At 37.3% G+C, this 20,352-nt stretch carries 17 protein-coding genes and 1 CRISPR repeat array; of the genes, 2 read left to right on the top strand and 15 right to left on the bottom strand.

What is annotated here, in order from left to right; genetic code table 11:
- Positions 1-33 precede the first annotated feature (33 nt).
- From ACM03V_RS14985 to ACM03V_RS15020, 8 genes are all read right to left on the bottom strand, one after another.
- Positions 34-1,122 carry a type III-B CRISPR module-associated Cmr3 family protein gene (locus ACM03V_RS14985; RefSeq protein WP_414621588.1) on the bottom strand — a complete coding sequence of 363 codons (1,089 nt, stop codon included), beginning with the start codon at positions 1,120-1,122 and terminating at the stop codon, positions 34-36.
- On the bottom strand, positions 1,110-2,906 hold the full coding sequence (locus tag ACM03V_RS14990; RefSeq protein ID WP_414621589.1) for a Cas10/Cmr2 second palm domain-containing protein: 1,797 nt from the start codon (positions 2,904-2,906) through the stop codon (positions 1,110-1,112). The genes ACM03V_RS14985 and ACM03V_RS14990 overlap by 13 nt, the downstream gene beginning before the upstream one ends.
- A 212-nt stretch (positions 2,907-3,118) precedes the next feature.
- Positions 3,119-4,108, bottom strand: a complete 990-nt coding sequence (locus ACM03V_RS14995) for a CRISPR-associated protein Csx3 (RefSeq protein WP_414621590.1) — start codon at positions 4,106-4,108, stop codon at positions 3,119-3,121.
- A gap of 90 nt (positions 4,109-4,198) precedes the next feature.
- Entirely contained in the window at positions 4,199-5,626 is a 1,428-nt protein-coding gene (locus ACM03V_RS15000) for a HesA/MoeB/ThiF family protein (RefSeq protein ID WP_414621591.1), read from the bottom strand.
- A 66-nt stretch (positions 5,627-5,692) separates the two neighbouring features.
- The gene (locus ACM03V_RS15005) at positions 5,693-6,178 is read right to left on the bottom strand and encodes an E2/UBC family protein (protein ID WP_414621592.1); all 486 of its coding nucleotides are present in this window, start codon (positions 6,176-6,178) and stop codon (positions 5,693-5,695) included.
- 40 nt (positions 6,179-6,218) lie between these two features.
- Entirely contained in the window at positions 6,219-6,425 is a 207-nt protein-coding gene (locus tag ACM03V_RS15010; protein WP_414621593.1) for a hypothetical protein, read from the bottom strand.
- A 73-nt stretch (positions 6,426-6,498) separates the two neighbouring features.
- Positions 6,499-6,876: a hypothetical protein gene (locus ACM03V_RS15015; RefSeq protein ID WP_414621594.1), complete on the bottom strand. Its 378-nt coding sequence runs from the start codon at positions 6,874-6,876 to the stop codon at positions 6,499-6,501.
- Between the two features lie 34 nt (positions 6,877-6,910).
- Positions 6,911-7,486: an NYN domain-containing protein gene (locus ACM03V_RS15020; protein ID WP_414621595.1), complete on the bottom strand. Its 576-nt coding sequence runs from the start codon at positions 7,484-7,486 to the stop codon at positions 6,911-6,913.
- Between the two features lie 454 nt (positions 7,487-7,940).
- On the opposite strand from ACM03V_RS15020, the gene ACM03V_RS15025 reads away from it, so the two are divergent.
- Both ACM03V_RS15025 and ACM03V_RS15030 read left to right on the top strand, forming a co-directional pair.
- Positions 7,941-8,393: a DUF4112 domain-containing protein gene (locus tag ACM03V_RS15025; RefSeq protein ID WP_414621596.1), complete on the top strand. Its 453-nt coding sequence runs from the start codon at positions 7,941-7,943 to the stop codon at positions 8,391-8,393.
- A gap of 54 nt (positions 8,394-8,447) precedes the next feature.
- Entirely contained in the window at positions 8,448-9,095 is a 648-nt protein-coding gene (locus tag ACM03V_RS15030) for a hypothetical protein (protein ID WP_414621597.1), read from the top strand.
- A 118-nt stretch (positions 9,096-9,213) separates the two neighbouring features.
- On the opposite strand, the gene ACM03V_RS15035 is transcribed toward ACM03V_RS15030, so the two are convergent.
- The 7 genes from ACM03V_RS15035 to ACM03V_RS15065 form a co-directional block, all read right to left on the bottom strand.
- A complete protein-coding gene (locus ACM03V_RS15035) occupies positions 9,214-10,038 on the bottom strand; it encodes an Rpn family recombination-promoting nuclease/putative transposase (RefSeq protein WP_414621598.1) in 825 nt (274 codons plus the stop codon).
- Between the two features lie 97 nt (positions 10,039-10,135).
- A CRISPR array of direct repeats spans positions 10,136-14,817; the repeat unit is 36 nt; unit sequence GTTTCCAACTAATCCGAATTAACCCAATCGGTGGGG.
- Between the two features lie 17 nt (positions 14,818-14,834).
- Complete coding sequence (locus ACM03V_RS15040) at positions 14,835-15,005, bottom strand: hypothetical protein (RefSeq protein ID WP_414621599.1); 171 nt, start codon at positions 15,003-15,005, stop codon at positions 14,835-14,837.
- Between the two features lie 31 nt (positions 15,006-15,036).
- Entirely contained in the window at positions 15,037-15,312 is a 276-nt protein-coding gene (gene cas2 / locus ACM03V_RS15045) for a CRISPR-associated endonuclease Cas2 (protein ID WP_414621600.1), read from the bottom strand.
- Positions 15,313-15,403: 91 nt separating this feature from the next.
- Complete coding sequence (gene cas1 / locus ACM03V_RS15050) at positions 15,404-16,408, bottom strand: CRISPR-associated endonuclease Cas1 (RefSeq protein WP_414621601.1); 1,005 nt, start codon at positions 16,406-16,408, stop codon at positions 15,404-15,406.
- 164 nt (positions 16,409-16,572) lie between these two features.
- Positions 16,573-17,541 (bottom strand): reverse transcriptase domain-containing protein, encoded by a 969-nt coding sequence (locus ACM03V_RS15055; RefSeq protein WP_414621602.1) that lies wholly within the window; start codon positions 17,539-17,541, stop codon positions 16,573-16,575.
- A 540-nt stretch (positions 17,542-18,081) separates the two neighbouring features.
- The gene (locus ACM03V_RS15060) at positions 18,082-18,705 is read right to left on the bottom strand and encodes an HD domain-containing protein (RefSeq protein WP_414621603.1); all 624 of its coding nucleotides are present in this window, start codon (positions 18,703-18,705) and stop codon (positions 18,082-18,084) included.
- A gap of 8 nt (positions 18,706-18,713) precedes the next feature.
- On the bottom strand, positions 18,714-20,240 hold the full coding sequence (locus ACM03V_RS15065; RefSeq protein ID WP_414621604.1) for a TIGR03985 family CRISPR-associated protein: 1,527 nt from the start codon (positions 20,238-20,240) through the stop codon (positions 18,714-18,716).
- Between the last annotated feature and the right edge of the window lie 112 nt (positions 20,241-20,352).

The raw sequence follows: 20,352 nt of genomic DNA on the forward strand, positions 1-20,352 counted from the left end.
ACTTCTTACTTCTTACTTCTTACTTCTTACTTCTTACTCAGCCAAAGGTAACGCTAATCCACACCCCCAGCGTTTAAGTGAAGGTCCTTCTTTGGGGAACCAATTCACGTTCCAATCTTGCCAAGGTTGATTTATTGGTTCTTTTAAAATGTAAACTGTACCCGCAGGAACCGCATAACGTCCGCGAGAAAGCAGTTTAGTGTCACCTTTTCCCCCCAAACGATAACGAAAAGGAATAGGACGAGCTGTAAAAAGCGCTTCTAGTTGCCAAACTGCACCTTCGTTGATTTCTTCATTTTGATTTCGAGATGTTTGCAAACAAATAGGTACTCGCTTCGATAATCGATTTGAACCCCAAACTCCTGGTGTAATTAATGCAAATTTATTTCCTACAGGTTGTTTGAATAATTCTGCAAGTGGTTTACAAATGGGTTCGCATCGCACATCAACCATATGCCCTTCACCACCAAAGCGATACCAGCCTGATTCAAGTTCGGTATTGGAAAGATAAACCAAACATTTACCAATTTTCATCTGAACAGAGTTTTCTAAAAATAAACTCCCTTGCTCTTCGTAATTTCTAATTACGTGTCTTTCTTCCAATTCCAAACGTGGATGCAAATGAGCTAAGAATTTCCAAGGATTTTTCTTTACTTTTTCAGGTTTCTCCCACTGATTAATACTTAACCAAGTATTGCTATCATACTTATCAACTGGAGCATCACCGCCTTTGTTCAACCATTTTTTTTCTTCCTTGCTCCAAGTTAATTTATCCACTATCTCTTTATCTTTAACTAGGTAGTTGTTTGGAGTTGGCACGTAAAAATTTTGTTCTTGTGATGTTAACTCATTTACATTTCCCCAAAATGGCCCAGCTAACATCAAATCGCGAATATCTGTATCTTTACCTTGAGAAGCTGCAAACAAACCTGATAAAGTCGCACTATTTGGAGGAAAATTACTACCAGAACGTCCAACTAAGTTTTCTGGTGACAGAAATCTTCCCGAACTTCCGTAGAGTAAACCCAAGAGTTCGATGATAATTATATATTCAAAAGGAGAACGAGGAGGAAGATATTTTGATTCAGAGGATGTATTACTTATTGTTTCTACTGCTGACATAAATGAAATCCCACTTTAGCAAGGTTAATTATCCAGTTGGTTAGAGCTTTATCAACTTTGTTTTGGTCTAATACTTCTGTGTTTTTATGGTAATACCTCTTACGCTCGCCTAAAATTCCACCAATAAGCTGTTCATATTTTTCAACTTCTTCATCTTTTTCCTTAATAGGATTCCAGAGATTTTCTTGCTTAAAGATATCTGCATTGTTAGGGAAATATATTTTAAATAGAGGTAAAGCTACATCTATACCCGTATCTTGGCAAGAATCATCTTTATTATCTTCTTCATCCTCGTCATCATCGTTGTATCTTCTACCCAAAGCATGACGCGATTCTAAAACAGCGACATCGTTATATATATGCGTCCAATTTTGTTTTCCTTCTCTATCTTGATAATTCGATAATAAACCAGCTTCCAAGAACCTCCAAGGACACACCCATTCTAAGTGATTACCGTTATTAAATAAAATCCGAAAAGCAATGCGATCGCGTCCGTTAGTTTTCGCAGATTTTTCGGCTTCTCGGCAATGTTGCAGTACATCCCGTTGGGGAATTCCGGGTGAAGCCCAAACAAAACCAACGCTGACGGTTATTTCCTTTGGGTGTGGCTGATTCCAAGTATCGCTCTTGAATTTAGAGAAAAAAGTTACACAATCATCCGCATTTTTTCTATTATAAAAAACGCCTAAAAAATCATCACCACCTGCATAAATAACACGCCAATTTTCAATCTTGCGATTTTTTGGTAATTCTTGAAAGTAACTACCCCATTCCCTCATTTCTCGACTAAATTTCTGTGTTTCTTGAGCTTCCTGTGGTGTGTGTGCAAAACTTTTGAGATATTCACTAGCTTTATCACCATCTCCTTGAAACCAACCAGTCCCAAATTTTCTAAGGTCTTTAAATGTAGTAGGATTTAAATCATCTGATAGTTGATTTATTTGTTGAGCAAGATTTTTAAGAATTAGCCCGTTATTTCCATAAACATTTTTGAGTCGTTCGGTTAATTTCTCAGCAATTACATTATGAGTAATCAATCGCTTAATTAACTCTGGAACACTCAATTCTTCGTCTGGATCGATAAAAGATTTTCCATATTCTTGACTCCGTTGGCTCATTTCTTCATCGGGGACTTTTAAGTTCACTGACTTGATAAATGATTCCCCCAATTTCTCACTGAGTGCCGTATAAAAATCTCTGACATTATCCTTTTCCTGCTGGTAATTATATTTGCGAGGATCGGAATTAAAACCAAGCTTTGGATAGGCGATCGCATCGGCACCCGAAAGCGTAGAACTCTCTCCCTGCCAGTTTATCCCAGTCCAATCGCGTGCGCGTTTTTTCTCATTTAACTTTTCTCTAACTTTACTTATACTCTCACCCGGCTTACCCTGAACCCAGAAAAATTCCCAGGCATATTTCGTCCACAAACCCCAGATTCTTCTCCAGGATACGTAATCTTCTTTATTGCCAACATTATCTTCAATCCACTCTCGGCAAGTTTCGGTAATGCATTTCCAAGCCGTTAAAAGCGCCGCAAAAGCATTCTCCTTTGGAAAATTACCTTTGATAATAATTTGATTGGGCATTCCCTGAGTAATATTTGGTAAAGCAGGAGAAACGACTTTACATTCACAACTATATTCTTCCGCAGCATTACAAATTACCCAAGATATATAGGAGAGTAAATAAGAACTCCCATACAAATCTCGCAATTTTCGCGACTTTTCGATAAACCCCTGCACGGGGGCAAAGGTAATTACTGTGTAAATTTCATTCGTCATATATATTTGAAAGTTACTCATTCTCTAAGTATTTTTGCTTATATAAATCAATTTTTAAACTTCTATAATCAAATTTGTTTTCCACATTACAATTTATTCAGCAACACGCTGAATAAGTATTAAATATTACAGATTACAATAATCTTATTTTTCCGAAAAAATCTTCAGTTTTGGATTAATTTAAGATTTCACCTTTTATTCTCAAGTTTTGCTTAACACTTCGTCAAATGAATCAAAACATCGGCTAGGGATTTTACCATCGGACGAGTTGATAAATTTTCTCCTCGCTTTAAGCCGTGTACGCTACCTTTAAGCAGAGGCTTACTTTCTAGCAATTCGCTGGTATTATCTTGCCAAGCATCACGAAACAAAACTTCATCTTCTGTAGCATTTAGCTGACTGTGAATTTTGGCAATGATTTTTAATCCCAATGTTTGACAAAATTCTTCCCACTCTACAAATTTACTTGTGTCTCCCGATAAAATAACTGCGTGAGTCGCTGGTTGCATTATTAACTTATTTTCATCTGTAATTTTGCCACCAACATCAATAATATTAATTAACTGATTTGCACTTTTTACCCATTGTGCTGCTTCTTTTGCAAATTCTGGAGTGACATCTCCCTTGTTTTTACGTTTACAATCGGATGCTAAGGATTCGTTATTTTCGCAAGCCTCTTGGTGCCAAGACCCTTCTCCGTCTGGACAAGCGGTGATTACATAGGGGTAAGGTGCATTGACGCTGGCTAAAATTGCTCTCTTTAAACCATCTCTTAAGCATGATTTACCCGATTGCGGTGGCCCACATAAAACTACTTTTATTCTAGAGCGTTCCTTTTGAGATTCTTGGGTTTCAATCAAATCTCCGACTTGATATTCCGTGGAACCGTGTACGGAGGTGACTATATAGGTTTTGTGCCTGATAGCACCATCTGGTGTACTTATTTTACTGCCCAATTTGGGGTCGAGTACGGCAACTGCTGCGTATAAATGTACCAGTTTGTGGGAAAGAATATAAGCAACGGGAACTGATTGTGGCCCATCAATTAAGATGCGTTTTCCTCCGCAAATCTCACCCGAATCAATCATTTGAGTTATTTTTTCTAATGCATCTTTAGCGATGCGATCGCCTTGTGCGGGAAAGTCGCGATTAAAACCAACGTGCAATACATCTCCTTCTAACTTGATTTGGTAGCTTTGCATACTTTGTATAACTTGTATTCTTGTGATTACTGATTTACTATGACATGGAAGTGGAATAAGCGTATTCCACTTTTCTAGAAGATACTTTCTTTACCAAATAATAAAATCCGAATTATCAAAACCTCGATTCTCAAATTCTGGACTTTCAAAATCTGAATTTTGCACTACATTCTCCGAGCTATTTATTCCGCAAAAATAACAATCATCCGTCTGTAAATACTCGGTATCGGTTTTTCGCCATTCGCTACCGGGAAACTCGTAAATCCAGTCAATCCCAGAATCTACATTTAAAAAACCGCTTACCATCCCGTGAATCACTCCCACAGCGGTACTTGCACAGATACTATTCAACCAAAACACCGATGGATCGTTTATTCCCTCTAAATAACCCGCACCCGCAGCCATATTGTTAATTGCTGATGGTGCAGACTCCAAAGCAGCACGTTGCAAGTTGATGATATTACCGCACATCAAGCACCAACCACCACCGATAGGAGGAACGGTAATTCTGGAATACATTCGGGGTGTATTATCTGGTTTTACGTCGATATGAGTCCCCAAACATACCAAAGGACGCATATACTGCAAAGCTAATTCTTGAGCAGTTTTTCGAGAAAGATGATTATCAGTTGCTACGACAATTAAATCGCAGCTGGCTATTTCTTGTTTAGCTAAATCACTTTCGATTGTGGTTGGTATGGTTTTGACATGGGAACCCTGAGCGTAAACTTTTTTAATCAAATGCTTGACATAATGCACTTTATGCCAATTTTGTTCTACCATTTCTTGGGTAGCACCAGGCATCCGATTTAGGTTAACTTGCTCCAATTTATCGGGGTCAATTAGCACCCAATTTTTGACTCCCAAACGACCTAATAATTCAGCGAAGATTGAACCAATACCACCACAACCAATTAATCCTACTTTTAGCTTACTAAGAGTGTTTTGATTAACTTCCCCAAAGATTTTCTGACGAGCAAACATTAAATCTGGGTTATTGATAAGATTTTGAGAATTAGAAATTTCAAATAATGAATTACAAAATTCAACCCGCTCAAATTCTCGTCCTTTTCTATCCCACATCCGAAACTTACACGATTGTAAATCCTCATCAAAGACTCCAGAAATCAAACGAGGTTTTTTAGGAAAATTAGATCCAATAAACCGAGAATACTCCGATTCATAGCGGTCATCAATATAAGAAAAATCGGGAATACTTCGACCAGCATGAGTATGAATATGAACTAAATCTAATCCGGCGAATAGATGATTTTCTAACAGATACGAATGAAAACGTTGTGTCAAAATTAATCCGTCGGTAGATTGATGTTCGTAGCATTCAGCAGTGGGAACGACCCAAGTTTTAGGTATATATCGAACTTTGCGTTTTGAAACTTGATGACGCTGACAAAAGAAAAAACCAATTACCTCTTCATTAAACATCCGAGATTCAAGCATTGATTTCTTAAATTCACGCCACATATTAGGTGGTACGTGTAAACAAAATTTAGTATTCATTATTAGTTGTTAATGGTTAGTAGTTACTTCTTACTTCTTACTTTTTACTTCTTACTTCTTACTTAATTAATCGTCACTATTAATCGCATGACGTGCTGTGACAAATAATGTCGTTAGATTGTGACCATTTTCCGCATTATTACTAGGTCGCCAAGAATTCAACCAGACTTCATGATTAAATCCACCTCCCAATCCCACGCAATACCAATACCATCCTTGTTCGCTTAAAAATGGGGCACCGTAATAACTTTGTCTGGTGAAATGATGGTCCCCTTCTCCTACAGTATTCCAGGGATAATTTAGATAGCAGCCAACGGGAGGAAGTCGAGGATAATCTGGTGGTAACAAGAACAAAACATCTGTGTTAGAAACCTTAAACTTTCTAGAAGATAAAGGCATTCCTTTAATTAAAACAGCGGTATATCTTGTATCTCCTACAGTCTTGCTACCAACAATTATATTTTTGGCAACTTTTTCTAATAATTTGAGTTCTTCTATAATTCGCAAACTGGGCTGAAATCCTGATTTTTCTTGACTAATTCTAACTGCCATAATTCTTATTTCCTACTTTTTACTTCTTACTTCTTACTTCTTACTTATTCATTCCCTTCACAATCTTAGGTACAGTCCAAACCTTTGAACCTTCTTTCAATGCTTCATTACTTTTCAGCGGACGAGTACCACCGAAACCTTCTTCCATGACATCATCTTGACCAATTTCTGGTAGTTTTTTTCGTAATTCTTCGACAGTTGCACCTTTGGGTAAATCAACTAATTTACCGTTAACAATTGCTCTCATTTAATTTCCTCGCTTTATTCTAATTATTCGGTTAATGGTAATTTAAAAGTCCCCTCAGACTGTAAGTCTGGGGCTACACAAACCAAGTCCACCTTCGTGGACTAATAAAGTTGTAATTATGTCTATAAACCAACTCTATTTGTTTTATAAGCTGGCTATTATCATCATTTTGTTGATTATTCGCACTGCAAGAATACCAAACAAAAAGCAACGCAATAATGCTGCCTATCTTAATAAATGATATTTGCTTTGATTGCCTTGAGGTCAATTTTTCTAGGAAACCTATTCGCTGTTCGAGTTTTTGTAAATATTGTGAGTTATCTTGATTGCTAATGTGAGTTAATTGAGATTGTAGATACTCGCAACGTCGATTGATATACTCAATATTGTGCGTTAGTTCATCAAATTGATTTAGTCTTTGATTGGTTCGCTTTCCGTTTACTGTTTCCATAAATAACTCCTTTTATTTTTTTAACGATGTTTACTCATGCATCAAAAACATTTGCATGACCAATTCGGTGAAAATTCTCATTAGAATTATGTGGGTCAAATTCATCAAATACCTCAGTTAAATCCACCACGCTATTAGCTGAATTCCTTAACTCACTTCCTAAAGATTGTTCTACCGAAGCTACTTCCACTCTTATTCCCCTTCTTCTCAATTTTTGTGCTAGATAAGCAAAATCCGAATCACCAGTTACCAAAACCACGATATCTGGTTTGATTTCCAAAGCTAATTCCATTGCGTCTATTGCCATTACCACATCAACATTATTTTCGTAACCATCTCCTTTGGCTTTACCTTCTTTGGTAACAATTAAAAATCCGTTACTCTTTGCCCAATAAATAAATTTTTCTTTGCTTTTTCGCTGCTCTTCAAATCTTTCTTTTGCGGGAGGTAGACCAAAATAAATCACCATTTCGATTAATTCTCTACCTTCTTTGGGGTCAGCTAAATAATCTCGCATTTTATGCCAGTTTATTTTGCGATTAAAGCTTTGTGCTGCCATAAAAGCATTATCACCGTCAGCTATCACCATGACTCTATGTAGATTTCCCATTCTATTTTTAACCTTGTTTTGGGTTTTTTGTTTGCTTGATTACAATTAAAACCTATAGGTGGAATATGCTTTTTCCTTTATTTATTATGCTGTTAAAAGAAAATACAAAACCTCACCCTGTATTATGTCCTCCGGACACGCTTAGTCTGACGACTCACTACGTGAACGCTAACAGACATCCCTCTCCTTATTAAGGAGAGGGAAAGGGTTATAAATATTAAACCTCCCTTTGTTTTTGGAGCATTCTAATAATTAAAAATCAATAAAAATACAAAACTTCACCCTATCGTTCAAACATCCCTCTCCTTGATAAGGAGAGGGAAAGATTTTTACATAGTAAAAAGCGAGGGTGAGGTTGAGCCGTTTCTTTTTAATAAATGGAAAACGTCATTTCCACTATGCAATTAAATTAAATACATGAAATTAAGAAAACACGAAAAATTTACTACTAACTATGGATATCAAAAAATCCTTACCTATAAAGATTGAAGCTCATGAAGCAAGTTTAATTCAAACTAAAAATGAAATTCAGAAATTTATCAAAATGTCTGAAGGTTTATTATTTGACCAAGTTGGGCTTGATGCTCTTATTGGAACAATTCCTGGAGTAGGTGGAATGTATACGGGAATAATGGGTATCTGGTTACTATCGCAATCTTATAAAGTACGAGCAGATAATGAAGATAAACTAATGATTGTTGCTCTTACTATTGTCGATGTAGTGGTAGGAATACTTCCTATTTTTGGCGATATTATCGATACATTTTTACGAGTTCATGCTTTGAATGGTAATCGCTTGATTACACATATCGATAAACAACTCATGTTAATTGAGAATACTCGCGAGCAATTAAATCAAGGCTTTAATCCCGATTTAAGTTCTCTGGAAAATTTATTGCTTCGATAGTTCTGAGTTTGAAAATAATGCTTGCTTTGTCTAACTAAAAAGTGAAATAGTGAAATGAATAAGTTAATTCCAGGTATCGCAGCATTAGGTTTATGCTTTGTTTATCCAAGTATTGCTAATTCCCAGCAGATTACTAGATTTGAGCATCAAGACGATACATACTATCACCAAAACTTAAATTCAAAAGGTGTTGCACGCTATCAATATAAAATCCCTGCGAATACTTTTGGAGTTTTCACGCTCAAAAATAGTAGTGGTAGGTCAGATTTTGATATTTTTGTCTATGATTCTAGCAATGGAAAATTACTATATAAAAAAGATAAATTGGGAACACAAACAGAGTTAGTTGTTACACAACTTTTTACAGAGAATAAAGATGTAATTATTAAAGTAGTCAATTATGGCTCCCAAACATCTCGATACAAACTTTATGCGAATTATGTAAATCCTGCAACTAAATTTTTGATTGCAGTAGCTGGGGTTCCTTTCTGTAATCCCGAACGAAATGATAAAACATCTTCGAGAATATTTACAAGTCTTTCTTCAATACTTCAAGGTAAAGATGTAGGAGGTGTAGCTAAAGATGTTTTAATTAATGAAGTAACTATGGAAATGAGAAATCAATTTGGTTACGGATGTACGGGTGAATTTATGGTTAATTGGGGTGTTTCTATATTTAAAGGTTTTCTTCGGAATTATTAGTTTTTTTAGATAGATAAAATAAATTATTGTAGAGACGTTGCAGTGCAACGTCTCTAAATGTCATTTCATAGCAGCATAAAACAACCGCAAAAATTAAAAGGAAAGATTTCCTTTCATTCTACTGTTCAGTATCGTTTTCTTCCAACCAAGTAATCAAATCATCAATTTTAGAAATATTGAACAAAGCCACACCTAAAGCTTCTAATTTCTCAACAGGTAAAACATTGACTCTTTCCACAATCGATGATTCCAACTCACCAAAACGCTGGTTGAGCAAAAGCATACAAAATGAAAGCTTTCCTTTTTCTTCTCCCTTTTGTTCAATATCTTGGTAAATAACTGATTCTTGCATAATATCCTCGCTTAAAAATCTACGAATTAAATCCTTCTCAAATTTTAAACCGACTAAAATTTCCGTATATGCTGCTATCTCTTGTCTTGACTCCCTAATAGGAATTTTAGCAACACTTTGGGCTACTTGGGATAGTAACTGTTCGGGGGAATCTGTACGTGTTAAGGGTGCAAGAGGTAGTAATGCTGGATTATTGAGAAATATCGTAGAATCTTGCTCCCACATTCGTATGACTCGGTAGCGATGGGTTGTCATTTCGTTCACATATTCTTCAGTGAAAGCGATTTCGTTATTTGTTTCTTGCAAAAAGATAACTACTTGGGTAATCCGAAGTTTGTATTGTTTTACCAACCTTACGAAATAATCCAACATCCGAAAGGGAATTGGAGGTTTAGATTTTGTTGAAGTCTGAAATTTAATATGTAAAATTCTGTTTGTTGTTTGTAGAAAAGTAACAGAATCTGCTCGTATTGGTTCGATACTTAATTCTGTTTTTAAAACTTTTACTGGTGATTCTACTGTTATTAACCAACGAGCAAAATCATCAGGATATTTTTCTGCTAATAACTTACAAACGTTGTCTTTACTCACTGTTACACCCGGATTTATCTATTTATAATTATATATTTCCCATAAATAATAAATAAATATCCCCGATTATTTTAATAAATCAGGGATATTTTTTGTAGTTTCCAACTAATCCGAATTAACCCAATCGGTGGGGAATGGGACGAAAGGTTTTTACAGAACCCTGCCTGTTTCCAACTAATCCGAATTAACCCAATCGGTGGGGTAAAGGCTTCACTGTCGTAGGGGGCTCTCTAACCGTTTCCAACTAATCCGAATTAACCCAATCGGTGGGGAAAATCTAATGAAGAACCAAGGCTTAATCTCTATAGAAAAGTTTCCAACTAATCCGAATTAACCCAATCGGTGGGGTTTTCTATATTGTTAGGTAACTACAATAGTCGTAAAGTTTCCAACTAATCCGAATTAACCCAATCGGTGGGGTGTTGAGGGGCTGTTACGAGTGAAAAACCACGAGCGTTTCCAACTAATCCGAATTAACCCAATCGGTGGGGAAGTTTGAAGTTTTGGCAAATGCAAGCTGGGTTTCAAAGGTTTCCAACTAATCCGAATTAACCCAATCGGTGGGGCAACGTGAAACAGGAACTGTTACAGGTTCAGGCTATACGTTTCCAACTAATCCGAATTAACCCAATCGGTGGGGCACAGTTTTGAGGGCACAGTGTTTGGTGTGCTAAAGTTTCCAACTAATCCGAATTAACCCAATCGGTGGGGACGTTCGGTAGGGTAATAGTGCAAGAGATGTACGCTGACGTTTCCAACTAATCCGAATTAACCCAATCGGTGGGGTTAGCAAATATGGCAGTTACACTAGCTATCTTAGCGTTTCCAACTAATCCGAATTAACCCAATCGGTGGGGGCAAATAAGTGGGTTGTCATCAAAGGGGTTCTTTACGTTTCCAACTAATCCGAATTAACCCAATCGGTGGGGAGCTATTGCCACTGGCGGTAACGCTAGTGTTGATAACGTTTCCAACTAATCCGAATTAACCCAATCGGTGGGGACAGGAAATCTTCTATTTTTAGGGTTTATTCTTACTGTTTCCAACTAATCCGAATTAACCCAATCGGTGGGGGTGAACAGCCTCACGTTCCAAGACGTGGAATGTGCTATGCAGTTTCCAACTAATCCGAATTAACCCAATCGGTGGGGCTTCCGGTCAGGTCTCTCCGATGGAAGCTGACGGTTTCCAACTAATCCGAATTAACCCAATCGGTGGGGCTTAATGACGCGAAACTCTTGCATTGTAGTGGCGTGTTTCCAACTAATCCGAATTAACCCAATCGGTGGGGTCTTTAAAGCCTAAAACTAACCGGGGAAAAGTTACAGTTTCCAACTAATCCGAATTAACCCAATCGGTGGGGGATGATAAAGGCTTAACTGATTTAGCCATAAAAGTGTTTCCAACTAATCCGAATTAACCCAATCGGTGGGGTTTTTCTTAGAAAGATTTAATTTTTTTTGCTGCTCCAGTTTCCAACTAATCCGAATTAACCCAATCGGTGGGGGGGTAAAAACACCCGGGTATTCTGTCTTCATTAAAGGTTTCCAACTAATCCGAATTAACCCAATCGGTGGGGTTTTAGAAATCAAACGCACTGACGCAGAGCCAGTAAAGTTTCCAACTAATCCGAATTAACCCAATCGGTGGGGACGAGAGGAGCATACTTTTAGACCGCAAGGTTTCCAACTAATCCGAATTAACCCAATCGGTGGGGAAGAAGCGTTAAAATTTCAGGGGCAGAGTTTTCAGGTTTCCAACTAATCCGAATTAACCCAATCGGTGGGGAAACTCTTGCTGGCACTTACTGATACGGAGGAATCGCGTTTCCAACTAATCCGAATTAACCCAATCGGTGGGGCTTAAAGAAGAATCAAGTTTCGAGGCTATGAAGGAGCGTTTCCAACTAATCCGAATTAACCCAATCGGTGGGGAGGATAGTCATCCTCAACTAAGTCCTCAATCTGAAACTGTTTCCAACTAATCCGAATTAACCCAATCGGTGGGGACTGGTTTACAGTATGGATACCGACAAGCAACTAGCGTTTCCAACTAATCCGAATTAACCCAATCGGTGGGGGTACCGGTGCAAATTGGATCGAAGGAGACAGCGAAGTTTCCAACTAATCCGAATTAACCCAATCGGTGGGGTGGGGTCACGTCCTTGCGAACCATCCCCATTTCGGCAGGTTTCCAACTAATCCGAATTAACCCAATCGGTGGGGCTAAGGGTGCAGATTATGTTGAGGGTGCAATGGTTTCCAACTAATCCGAATTAACCCAATCGGTGGGGTCGTAGAATTGTTCTGGCCGGTTACAAAGCGTGTAAACGTTTCCAACTAATCCGAATTAACCCAATCGGTGGGGTGTCGCGCGCCTTCTCGCTTCGCAACCAATGTCTCCTGAAGGTTTCCAACTAATCCGAATTAACCCAATCGGTGGGGGAGGGAGAAGCTTACTTTTGCCGAAACCCAGAAAAAGGTTTCCAACTAATCCGAATTAACCCAATCGGTGGGGTCGCTAGCACCGCCCGGCAACAGACTCTGGTAGATGACCGTTTCCAACTAATCCGAATTAACCCAATCGGTGGGGCAATTGGGGTTATTCTACGAAAACTCAGAGGGAGGAACGTTTCCAACTAATCCGAATTAACCCAATCGGTGGGGGCTCTTACTCTTTCCAATATCAAATCTGGTAAAATGTTTCCAACTAATCCGAATTAACCCAATCGGTGGGGTGGGAGATAAGTCTAATGACTCATTTCTTGAGAGTGTTTCCAACTAATCCGAATTAACCCAATCGGTGGGGTTCCGACGTCCCTGCAAATAAATAGTGAAAGGGATGTAAGTTTCCAACTAATCCGAATTAACCCAATCGGTGGGGTCTTCACATGGAAGTGATACACGACAACAAAGAAAGTAAGTTGTTTCCAACTAATCCGAATTAACCCAATCGGTGGGGGGTTATATAACCTATGAAGGAATGAATGCTTTCTACCGTTTCCAACTAATCCGAATTAACCCAATCGGTGGGGATCTAGTATCAGGTCAGGAAAGAAGTACAAGATATCGTTTCCAACTAATCCGAATTAACCCAATCGGTGGGGAAGAAAAGAAAATCCGGCTTTTGGAAAGCTGGATAAATCGTTTCCAACTAATCCGAATTAACCCAATCGGTGGGGAAACTGATGGCTGCGCTGATATAGTTTCTTTATCGTTTCCAACTAATCCGAATTAACCCAATCGGTGGGGAACCGCAGCAATTTGAAGAAGAAGAGTTATATATACAAGGTTTCCAACTAATCCGAATTAACCCAATCGGTGGGGTCAGGAATTTTTTTCTTTAGAGGTTCAGAAAGGTTTCCAACTAATCCGAATTAACCCAATCGGTGGGGGCTGGTTTTGCTTTGGTATTCTGTTTATTTTCTCCTGGTTTCCAACTAATCCGAATTAACCCAATCGGTGGGGTAAATGGAAATACACTCAAAGCAGATTCTGCTTTGGTTTCCAACTAATCCGAATTAACCCAATCGGTGGGGCTACCCTTGAAGATCGTGATAAAAATGGAGTTGTTGACGTTTCCAACTAATCCGAATTAACCCAATCGGTGGGGATGAAATGCATCATAAGGCTCATAATATTGCTCACAAATCGTTTCCAACTAATCCGAATTAACCCAATCGGTGGGGTCTGTCTGTACTACATCCTACGAAGGAATCCCGTAGTTTCCAACTAATCCGAATTAACCCAATCGGTGGGGTAATTTAAAATAGGCTGATATACTAGCCTATTTTTTTGTTTCCAACTAATCCGAATTAACCCAATCGGTGGGGAAGAGCTTTTAGGTGTTAACGATGTGTATTCTAAGGTTTCCAACTAATCCGAATTAACCCAATCGGTGGGGAATTCTGAGCAAGATGAACTTGGGGTATTAGAAGAATTACCGTTTCCAACTAATCCGAATTAACCCAATCGGTGGGGGAGTCGAGAGATGGAAAGAGTAAGATTAGAACAAGCAAGGGTTTCCAACTAATCCGAATTAACCCAATCGGTGGGGATTTGAGAGCTTGAACGCTCATACAAACTCAAAGTTTCCAACTAATCCGAATTAACCCAATCGGTGGGGGAAGAGATACTAATAATATCTTTTCAGTTTGGTTTATGGTTTCCAACTAATCCGAATTAACCCAATCGGTGGGGGATTGCTACGAAGCAGTTCAAGACGTACTGCAAAAGTTTCCAACTAATCCGAATTAACCCAATCGGTGGGGGCGAAAGCGAAGGTGACGTTAATGCCTCATTTCTAAAGTTTCCAACTAATCCGAATTAACCCAATCGGTGGGGTGGAGTAGTATCAGTTTGTTTAGAGAGGGCAGAAGAAGGTTTCCAACTAATCCGAATTAACCCAATCGGTGGGGTTCTGCTACAGTTAAATTTTCTGCTGCTTTAGTTTTTGTTTCCAACTAATCCGAATTAACCCAATCGGTGGGGCAGAACGGTGGAAGATACCGTTCTATTCAAACTGTTTCCAACTAATCCGAATTAACCCAATCGGTGGGGTTTCTGAAACCAACGTAAAATCTGTTTTCATAACGTTTCCAACTAATCCGAATTAACCCAATCGGTGGGGATTCTGCTCGCATTCATGCTGGATTTGTAAATGTTGACGTTTCCAACTAATCCGAATTAACCCAATCGGTGGGGTAGATTTTGCCCGAGTTATAGATTTGGATACAGGTAAAACGTTTCCAACTAATCCGAATTAACCCAATCGGTGGGGAGTTCGTTCAGCAGCCTTTACCCAGTAAGGGTTTCAGAAGCCAAATCGACACCAGTCCTGAGAACAGGATAAATGCTGAAGAAAAATAAGTAAAGTACACACCTCAAACCCTTACCCAGTAAGGAATCGACACCACTCAACGAATAAATAGGCATTTGAGCGATTTGGCGAGTGGTGTCGATTTTCATGTTCACTTTATCTACGTAATAGAACTATAAGCTATATAACATAATAGTTTGGGGGCGCAGAGGGATGTTCGCTACCAATAGTTAATACTCTGGAAACGGCATCCTCAGAAATCCAATAAAATCGCACGTTGTCTTCGGATGGCTTGACAATTCTTTTCGATTTCTCAAAAAGTTGTCGCATTTCATCCAAATTCAAAAAGCACTCAAATACAGAAAACTGTACTCTTTGCCCATAACCTTCTAAAAAGTTTGATAACTTAGTGCGTCTTTTATCATTAGGAATATCATACACAACAACAACTAACATACTCAATAGGATGTATTAATACTTAATCAAAATATAGACTTATAAATATAAAACATCCTATTAGCTAATAGCAAATTAAAATCAAAAAATCTTAATCTGCTCTTAAAAAAGATTCATAGGTCATATCGGATAATAAACAGCGTTTATATCTCCTTACCTGTAATTGAATCGCATGTCGATATGTTACCTGAGAAATTAAATCTGGATGAGAAATTTCTTCATTCATTCGATTTTCAAACTGCTTAAGAAAAACCCTTCTAGCAGTTTGACTTAAATAAACTCCCCCAGTGGCTGCTACAACATCAAAATCTTTTGGCTTAAACAAAGAATGATTAATAATATTTAACACCAAGCTATCAACAATAGGAGAACGAAATTCTTCCATTAAATCAAAAGCTAAATAGGTCTTTTGTTTATCACCATAATGAAAATGACCGATATAAGGTGAAAGTCCTTCGGTAATTATAAAACTCAATACATTATTGAATAAAAGCGTATAGCCAAAACTCAATAGTGAATTTATCTCATCCGTAGGAGGCTGCCGAAATCTCTGGGAAAAACTAAATTTAGGATTAGTAATTAAATTTCCAAAAGCAGGAAAGTATCTAGCAGCAGCAATTCCTTCATAACCGCGTAATGTATCTAAATTATCAACATAGTTCAAAGCATCAATGTCTTGATTAATTCCATAGATAGCTTCTTCTACTTTTCCTATTTTGCGTCTGCGATTAAATCGCATCAACAACTGTTTGGAATTCAACAATTTACCTAAAACAACCGCTCTTGATACGCTAAACCGAAATAAATCATCGTTACGTCTTTCTACTTGCACTAATTGATTATCCAAATGAATAGATTTTTCGCTCCATAAGTGACCGTGATATGTACCAGTTTGACTGAGAAATACTACCGGAATTTGTTCTTTTAAAGAAGCTTGAATTACTGGAGTTGATAGTTGAATATTACCAAATACTATAATTTGCTGTACATCCCGAATCGGAACTTCAAGTTTAGGTTTTTCTGAGACATGAATAATAAAGCGCTGATAATCTTTATAGATATTTGTTCCTTGTTCAATTAAGTAGATAGCCGCCATTTCTTGATTCCAAATATTTTTTTGAAAAGGACTGTCATCCTCTTTTACTTGAGGGGGTTTTTCTGTAATTGTTTCAGCAAAATAAGGTTTATGCAGGTAACGTATATTTTCATAACCTAAACCACTAAAACCGTTAGTTAGTGAATTAGAAGCTTCAACAAAATCTAAACTACTTTCCTCTGACGATATGGGTTCTGATAGACTTTTTTTTTACTAGTTTTTGTACTTCTATTTTCCCCGCGATTATTTTCAATTCCTGACTTTAACTTGGCTTTATTTGTATCTACGGGGAAAATTGCATCTTCCAAGAAACCATGACCTAAAAACCTAAAACCACGTTCAAAACTAGTAATTTGGGTTTTCTCGGTATTTATTTCTAACCCGATTGCATCCAACAAATCAACAACTTCTGATTTTGCGATCGCGATTCGTTCTTGACTAGTTGATAAAACCAAAAAATCATCAGCATAACGCACAATTTTTAAATCGGTTGCGCTGATGATTTCATCAAATTCATGGAGATAAATATTTGCCAAAATTGGAGAAATAACCGCACCTTGAGGAATACCTTTTTGAGGTAGAATAATTCCTTCTCGCGTTTCCACCCCAACCGAAATCCAAGATTTAATTAAACATAAAATTCCTGGATGATCGATATGCAATCTGACTTGTCTTAATAACCTATCGTGGTCGATATTATCAAAAAACTTGATAATATCAGCATCCAAAACCCAAACATAGCCCATATCCCGATAATCTGCAATTTTCTCCACCGCATTGATATAAGATAAATTTGGACGATAAGCGAAACTAGCAGGTGAAAATTTCTCTTCCATTAACGGACTAATGACACTTAATAAAGCCTGCTGAACAATTCTGTCTCGAATTGTTGGTATTTTCAACTCTCTTTGGCTGCCGTTTCTTTTAGGAATAATTACCTGTTTGCAAGCAAGAGGTTGATAGCTACCATCAGCAACAGAATTCATTAACTGATAAATATTAACCGTTTGATTCCCAGCAAAACTACTAATAGTTTCACCATCAACACCTGCACAACCACGTTTATCGGCAACCTTTTCCCAAGCACGTTGAAAATTATTGATATCTATAAATTGGCTAGAAATATTATTCATGGTAATTGGTAGTTGGTAATTGGTAATTGGGCATTCCTCCCTCACCCCGCCCTGACGGGCACCCCTCTCCCAAGCTTGGGAGAGGGAATGGGGGAGAGGGCATTATCTTGAACACCAACACGTTTTTTTGCATGATTTGATCTGGTTGATCTGGTTCCCAGGTTCAACCTGGGAACTAGGTTTCGGAGGCTCTGCCTCCTGCTACTGACAATGGTGCGAGAAGTTAGTTGAAACTGATATCTTGCACCATTCTCAAAAAGCTCCAAGAAACCCGGTTTCTAGTCGTGGAAGCATGAATATCTCGCTGTATAACCAACAAGAAACCGGGTTTCTGGCAATGGTGCAAGATGTGAGTTGAAACGCACTAAAATTCTTATTTAAGTAAGTTGGCGTTAAAAATCGTAATTAAGACAAGGGAGTAGGCAGTGGGCAGTAGGGGCAAGGCTTTGAGGCAAATTTACATTCTGTCATATAGCCCCGGTTTATTTCTGCTGACTTACTTAGTCGTCTTTAGACGACTTGGTATGTGAGCCTGGGAATTTATTCCAAGGCGGTGTTGATAATTGATAATTGATAATTGTTCATTGATAACTGTTCAACAATCCGATTTAATTCTCTTACCATCCAAGAATCAGCATCAGTTTCCAAAAACAATTCCAATAAAGTCTGGTAATACCATAAAGTTCCTTCTCTACCACCTTTAAATTTTCCCCAAGTTGCTTCACCATTCTGATATAAATCTCTCAAAATACTCCGAGCATTATGCAATTTGTCGGCTAACGACACTCTGCGAACAGAAACTGAAGCACCACGCAAATTATCAATATATTGCTGTTTACGTTTCTGCCAAGATGGTTTTGGAATAGTATCTGTATCAGTACAACCATCAACTATTTCCACAACTTTTGCACCAAACATATCAAAAATTACTTGACGGGTTGCTTTCCCTCCTTGATCTTCCACCGCATCATGTAATAATGCAGCTATGGCTTCATCTTCATCACCACCATCTTCTAAAACTAGTGCAGTAACGCTCAAAAGATGACTAATATATGGAATATTGCTTCCTTTTCTAATTTGGTTATTATGTAATCTAGAAGCATATATTAAAGCTTGTTCAAAACGATTAGTTAATAAAGTATTTTGTGTATTATTCAAATTCATTTCAATTTTTAACTGTGAAGTGTGTATGCTTGTTCCATTTCCTTTCTCATTCTGTCTCTTAAATCTAAAGGTAAAATCACCTCAACATTAGGACACCAAGCTCGCAAACGCATGACAATGTTATTATCATCAACTCGATAATAAATTTTGCAGTAAACATCATGCTCCGAACGAGATTGTACTGTAAAAATTAATTGCTTTTGCTTTATAGATGCTGTGGAAGTGTAAGATTTAATCAGCTTTTCTACCTGTTTGCGGGTAATTTTATCAAACATTTCATCTCGTTCGGTTCCTTCGATATAATTACCATAAAAATATCGATTAAATCTCAAAACTAATAACGCTTGCGGTTTATGAATATCAAATCCCCAAACTGCTGACATTTGCTCTTTAATTTCATCAGGATTTGGTGGATATTTACCGTGACATTTTGCTAAAAAGTGTTTAGGAATATTAGTATTATCAAAATTATCTGATAATTCATCTAATGCAATAATTTTATCAATGCGATAATCATACCAATCAATTCGACTCCAAGGATTATTTTTATCTCTATCTAACTGAGGAGTTTGTCCGTAAGCAAATAAATAAGGAGCGCGTTTATAATAGTAAATACAGACTGGATAAACAATATAATCAACTGCATCTTGAAATAGTTGTGCGCTGCGATAGTTTAATTTAACTAATGATATTTTATCTTTTTCCCAAATACTTTTTAATTTCTGTTGCAGTAGCTCTATATGTTCATTTAAACTTGAATGAACTATATACTCCGCATGGATAAAAAATCTTTGAATGCCATTAATGGGTTGTGAAAGATAATTATTAAAAGCCGATAATTCATCATTAGTGAATTGTTCTGAAGTAATTTCCCGATTTTCTACAGAATTTAAAAAAAGTTCTGGAAATTTATTTACTTTTATATATATAGTTTTGCTACTACATTTTTTGACATTTAACCAACCCAAATTTACTAAATATTGAAAATCGTGGTCTTTTAGATTACGACTGGTAACTGCAAATAAACGTCCTTCTGATAAAGATTTAGAAAACTTTTTATTGACAGCTAATGATTTTGCTTGTTGTTCTATATTGTGAGGTTGATTTTTAGTTATTCCAGCTTGAAGTAGATTTTTCAACTCATCACCTTCAAAAGAATAATATTTTTTTAGTGATTGACACCATTGATTCTCATCAATTTTTAGACTTGATTCAAACAACCACTGTCTTAGCTTGATAACACATCGACATTCATCTTTTACAAAAGTTTGGTTTACCTCAGATACAGGATGTAAGCTTGGTATCTTATCGCGTTGATGATATTTATGAGCATCAATGAAAAATAAATCGCGCCAATCTAAAAAAGTAAACTCTTCTTTTAAATCTAATTTAACTTCGTCGCTTTCATCCCCATAAATTGACCGTAAAATAACCCATAATCTTACTGCTTTTGCTAAATTTTGCTTTAGAGGACCCTTTGTTAATATCTTGAGAATTTCAACACTAGGAGGATAGTTAAAAGCTTCTCTCTTCATCGTGATTCCCCAATACGATAGATGTCTCTACTTTAACAGCAGGTGGAAATAGCATATTCCACTTTGTTGTTTAAATAATAATAATTCTGCTTTTTATTCATTACGGAAATAT

Source organism: Calothrix sp. CCY 0018, from assembly GCF_963920925.1.
Classification (GTDB): Bacteria; Cyanobacteriota; Cyanobacteriia; order Cyanobacteriales; family Nostocaceae; genus Rivularia.

Excerpts from the sequence above, each read along its gene's own strand:
- ACM03V_RS14985 (WP_414621588.1), bottom strand. The coding sequence starts at position 1,122 with ATGTCAGCAGTAGAAACAATAAGTAATACATCCTCTGAATCAAAATAT.
- ACM03V_RS14990 (WP_414621589.1), bottom strand. The coding sequence starts at position 2,906 with ATGACGAATGAAATTTACACAGTAATTACCTTTGCCCCCGTGCAGGGG.
- ACM03V_RS14995 (WP_414621590.1), bottom strand. The coding sequence starts at position 4,108 with ATGCAAAGCTACCAAATCAAGTTAGAAGGAGATGTATTGCACGTTGGT.
- ACM03V_RS15000 (WP_414621591.1), bottom strand. The coding sequence starts at position 5,626 with ATGAATACTAAATTTTGTTTACACGTACCACCTAATATGTGGCGTGAA.
- ACM03V_RS15005 (WP_414621592.1), bottom strand. The coding sequence starts at position 6,178 with ATGGCAGTTAGAATTAGTCAAGAAAAATCAGGATTTCAGCCCAGTTTG.
- ACM03V_RS15010 (WP_414621593.1), bottom strand. The coding sequence starts at position 6,425 with ATGAGAGCAATTGTTAACGGTAAATTAGTTGATTTACCCAAAGGTGCA.
- ACM03V_RS15015 (WP_414621594.1), bottom strand. The coding sequence starts at position 6,876 with ATGGAAACAGTAAACGGAAAGCGAACCAATCAAAGACTAAATCAATTT.
- ACM03V_RS15020 (WP_414621595.1), bottom strand. The coding sequence starts at position 7,486 with ATGGGAAATCTACATAGAGTCATGGTGATAGCTGACGGTGATAATGCT.
- ACM03V_RS15025 (WP_414621596.1), top strand. The coding sequence starts at position 7,941 with ATGGATATCAAAAAATCCTTACCTATAAAGATTGAAGCTCATGAAGCA.
- ACM03V_RS15030 (WP_414621597.1), top strand. The coding sequence starts at position 8,448 with ATGAATAAGTTAATTCCAGGTATCGCAGCATTAGGTTTATGCTTTGTT.
- ACM03V_RS15040 (WP_414621599.1), bottom strand. The coding sequence starts at position 15,005 with ATGAAAATCGACACCACTCGCCAAATCGCTCAAATGCCTATTTATTCG.
- cas2 (WP_414621600.1), bottom strand. The coding sequence starts at position 15,312 with ATGTTAGTTGTTGTTGTGTATGATATTCCTAATGATAAAAGACGCACT.
- cas1 (WP_414621601.1), bottom strand. The coding sequence starts at position 16,408 with ATGGCGGCTATCTACTTAATTGAACAAGGAACAAATATCTATAAAGAT.
- ACM03V_RS15055 (WP_414621602.1), bottom strand. The coding sequence starts at position 17,541 with ATGAATAATATTTCTAGCCAATTTATAGATATCAATAATTTTCAACGT.
- ACM03V_RS15060 (WP_414621603.1), bottom strand. The coding sequence starts at position 18,705 with ATGAATTTGAATAATACACAAAATACTTTATTAACTAATCGTTTTGAA.
- ACM03V_RS15065 (WP_414621604.1), bottom strand. The coding sequence starts at position 20,240 with ATGAAGAGAGAAGCTTTTAACTATCCTCCTAGTGTTGAAATTCTCAAG.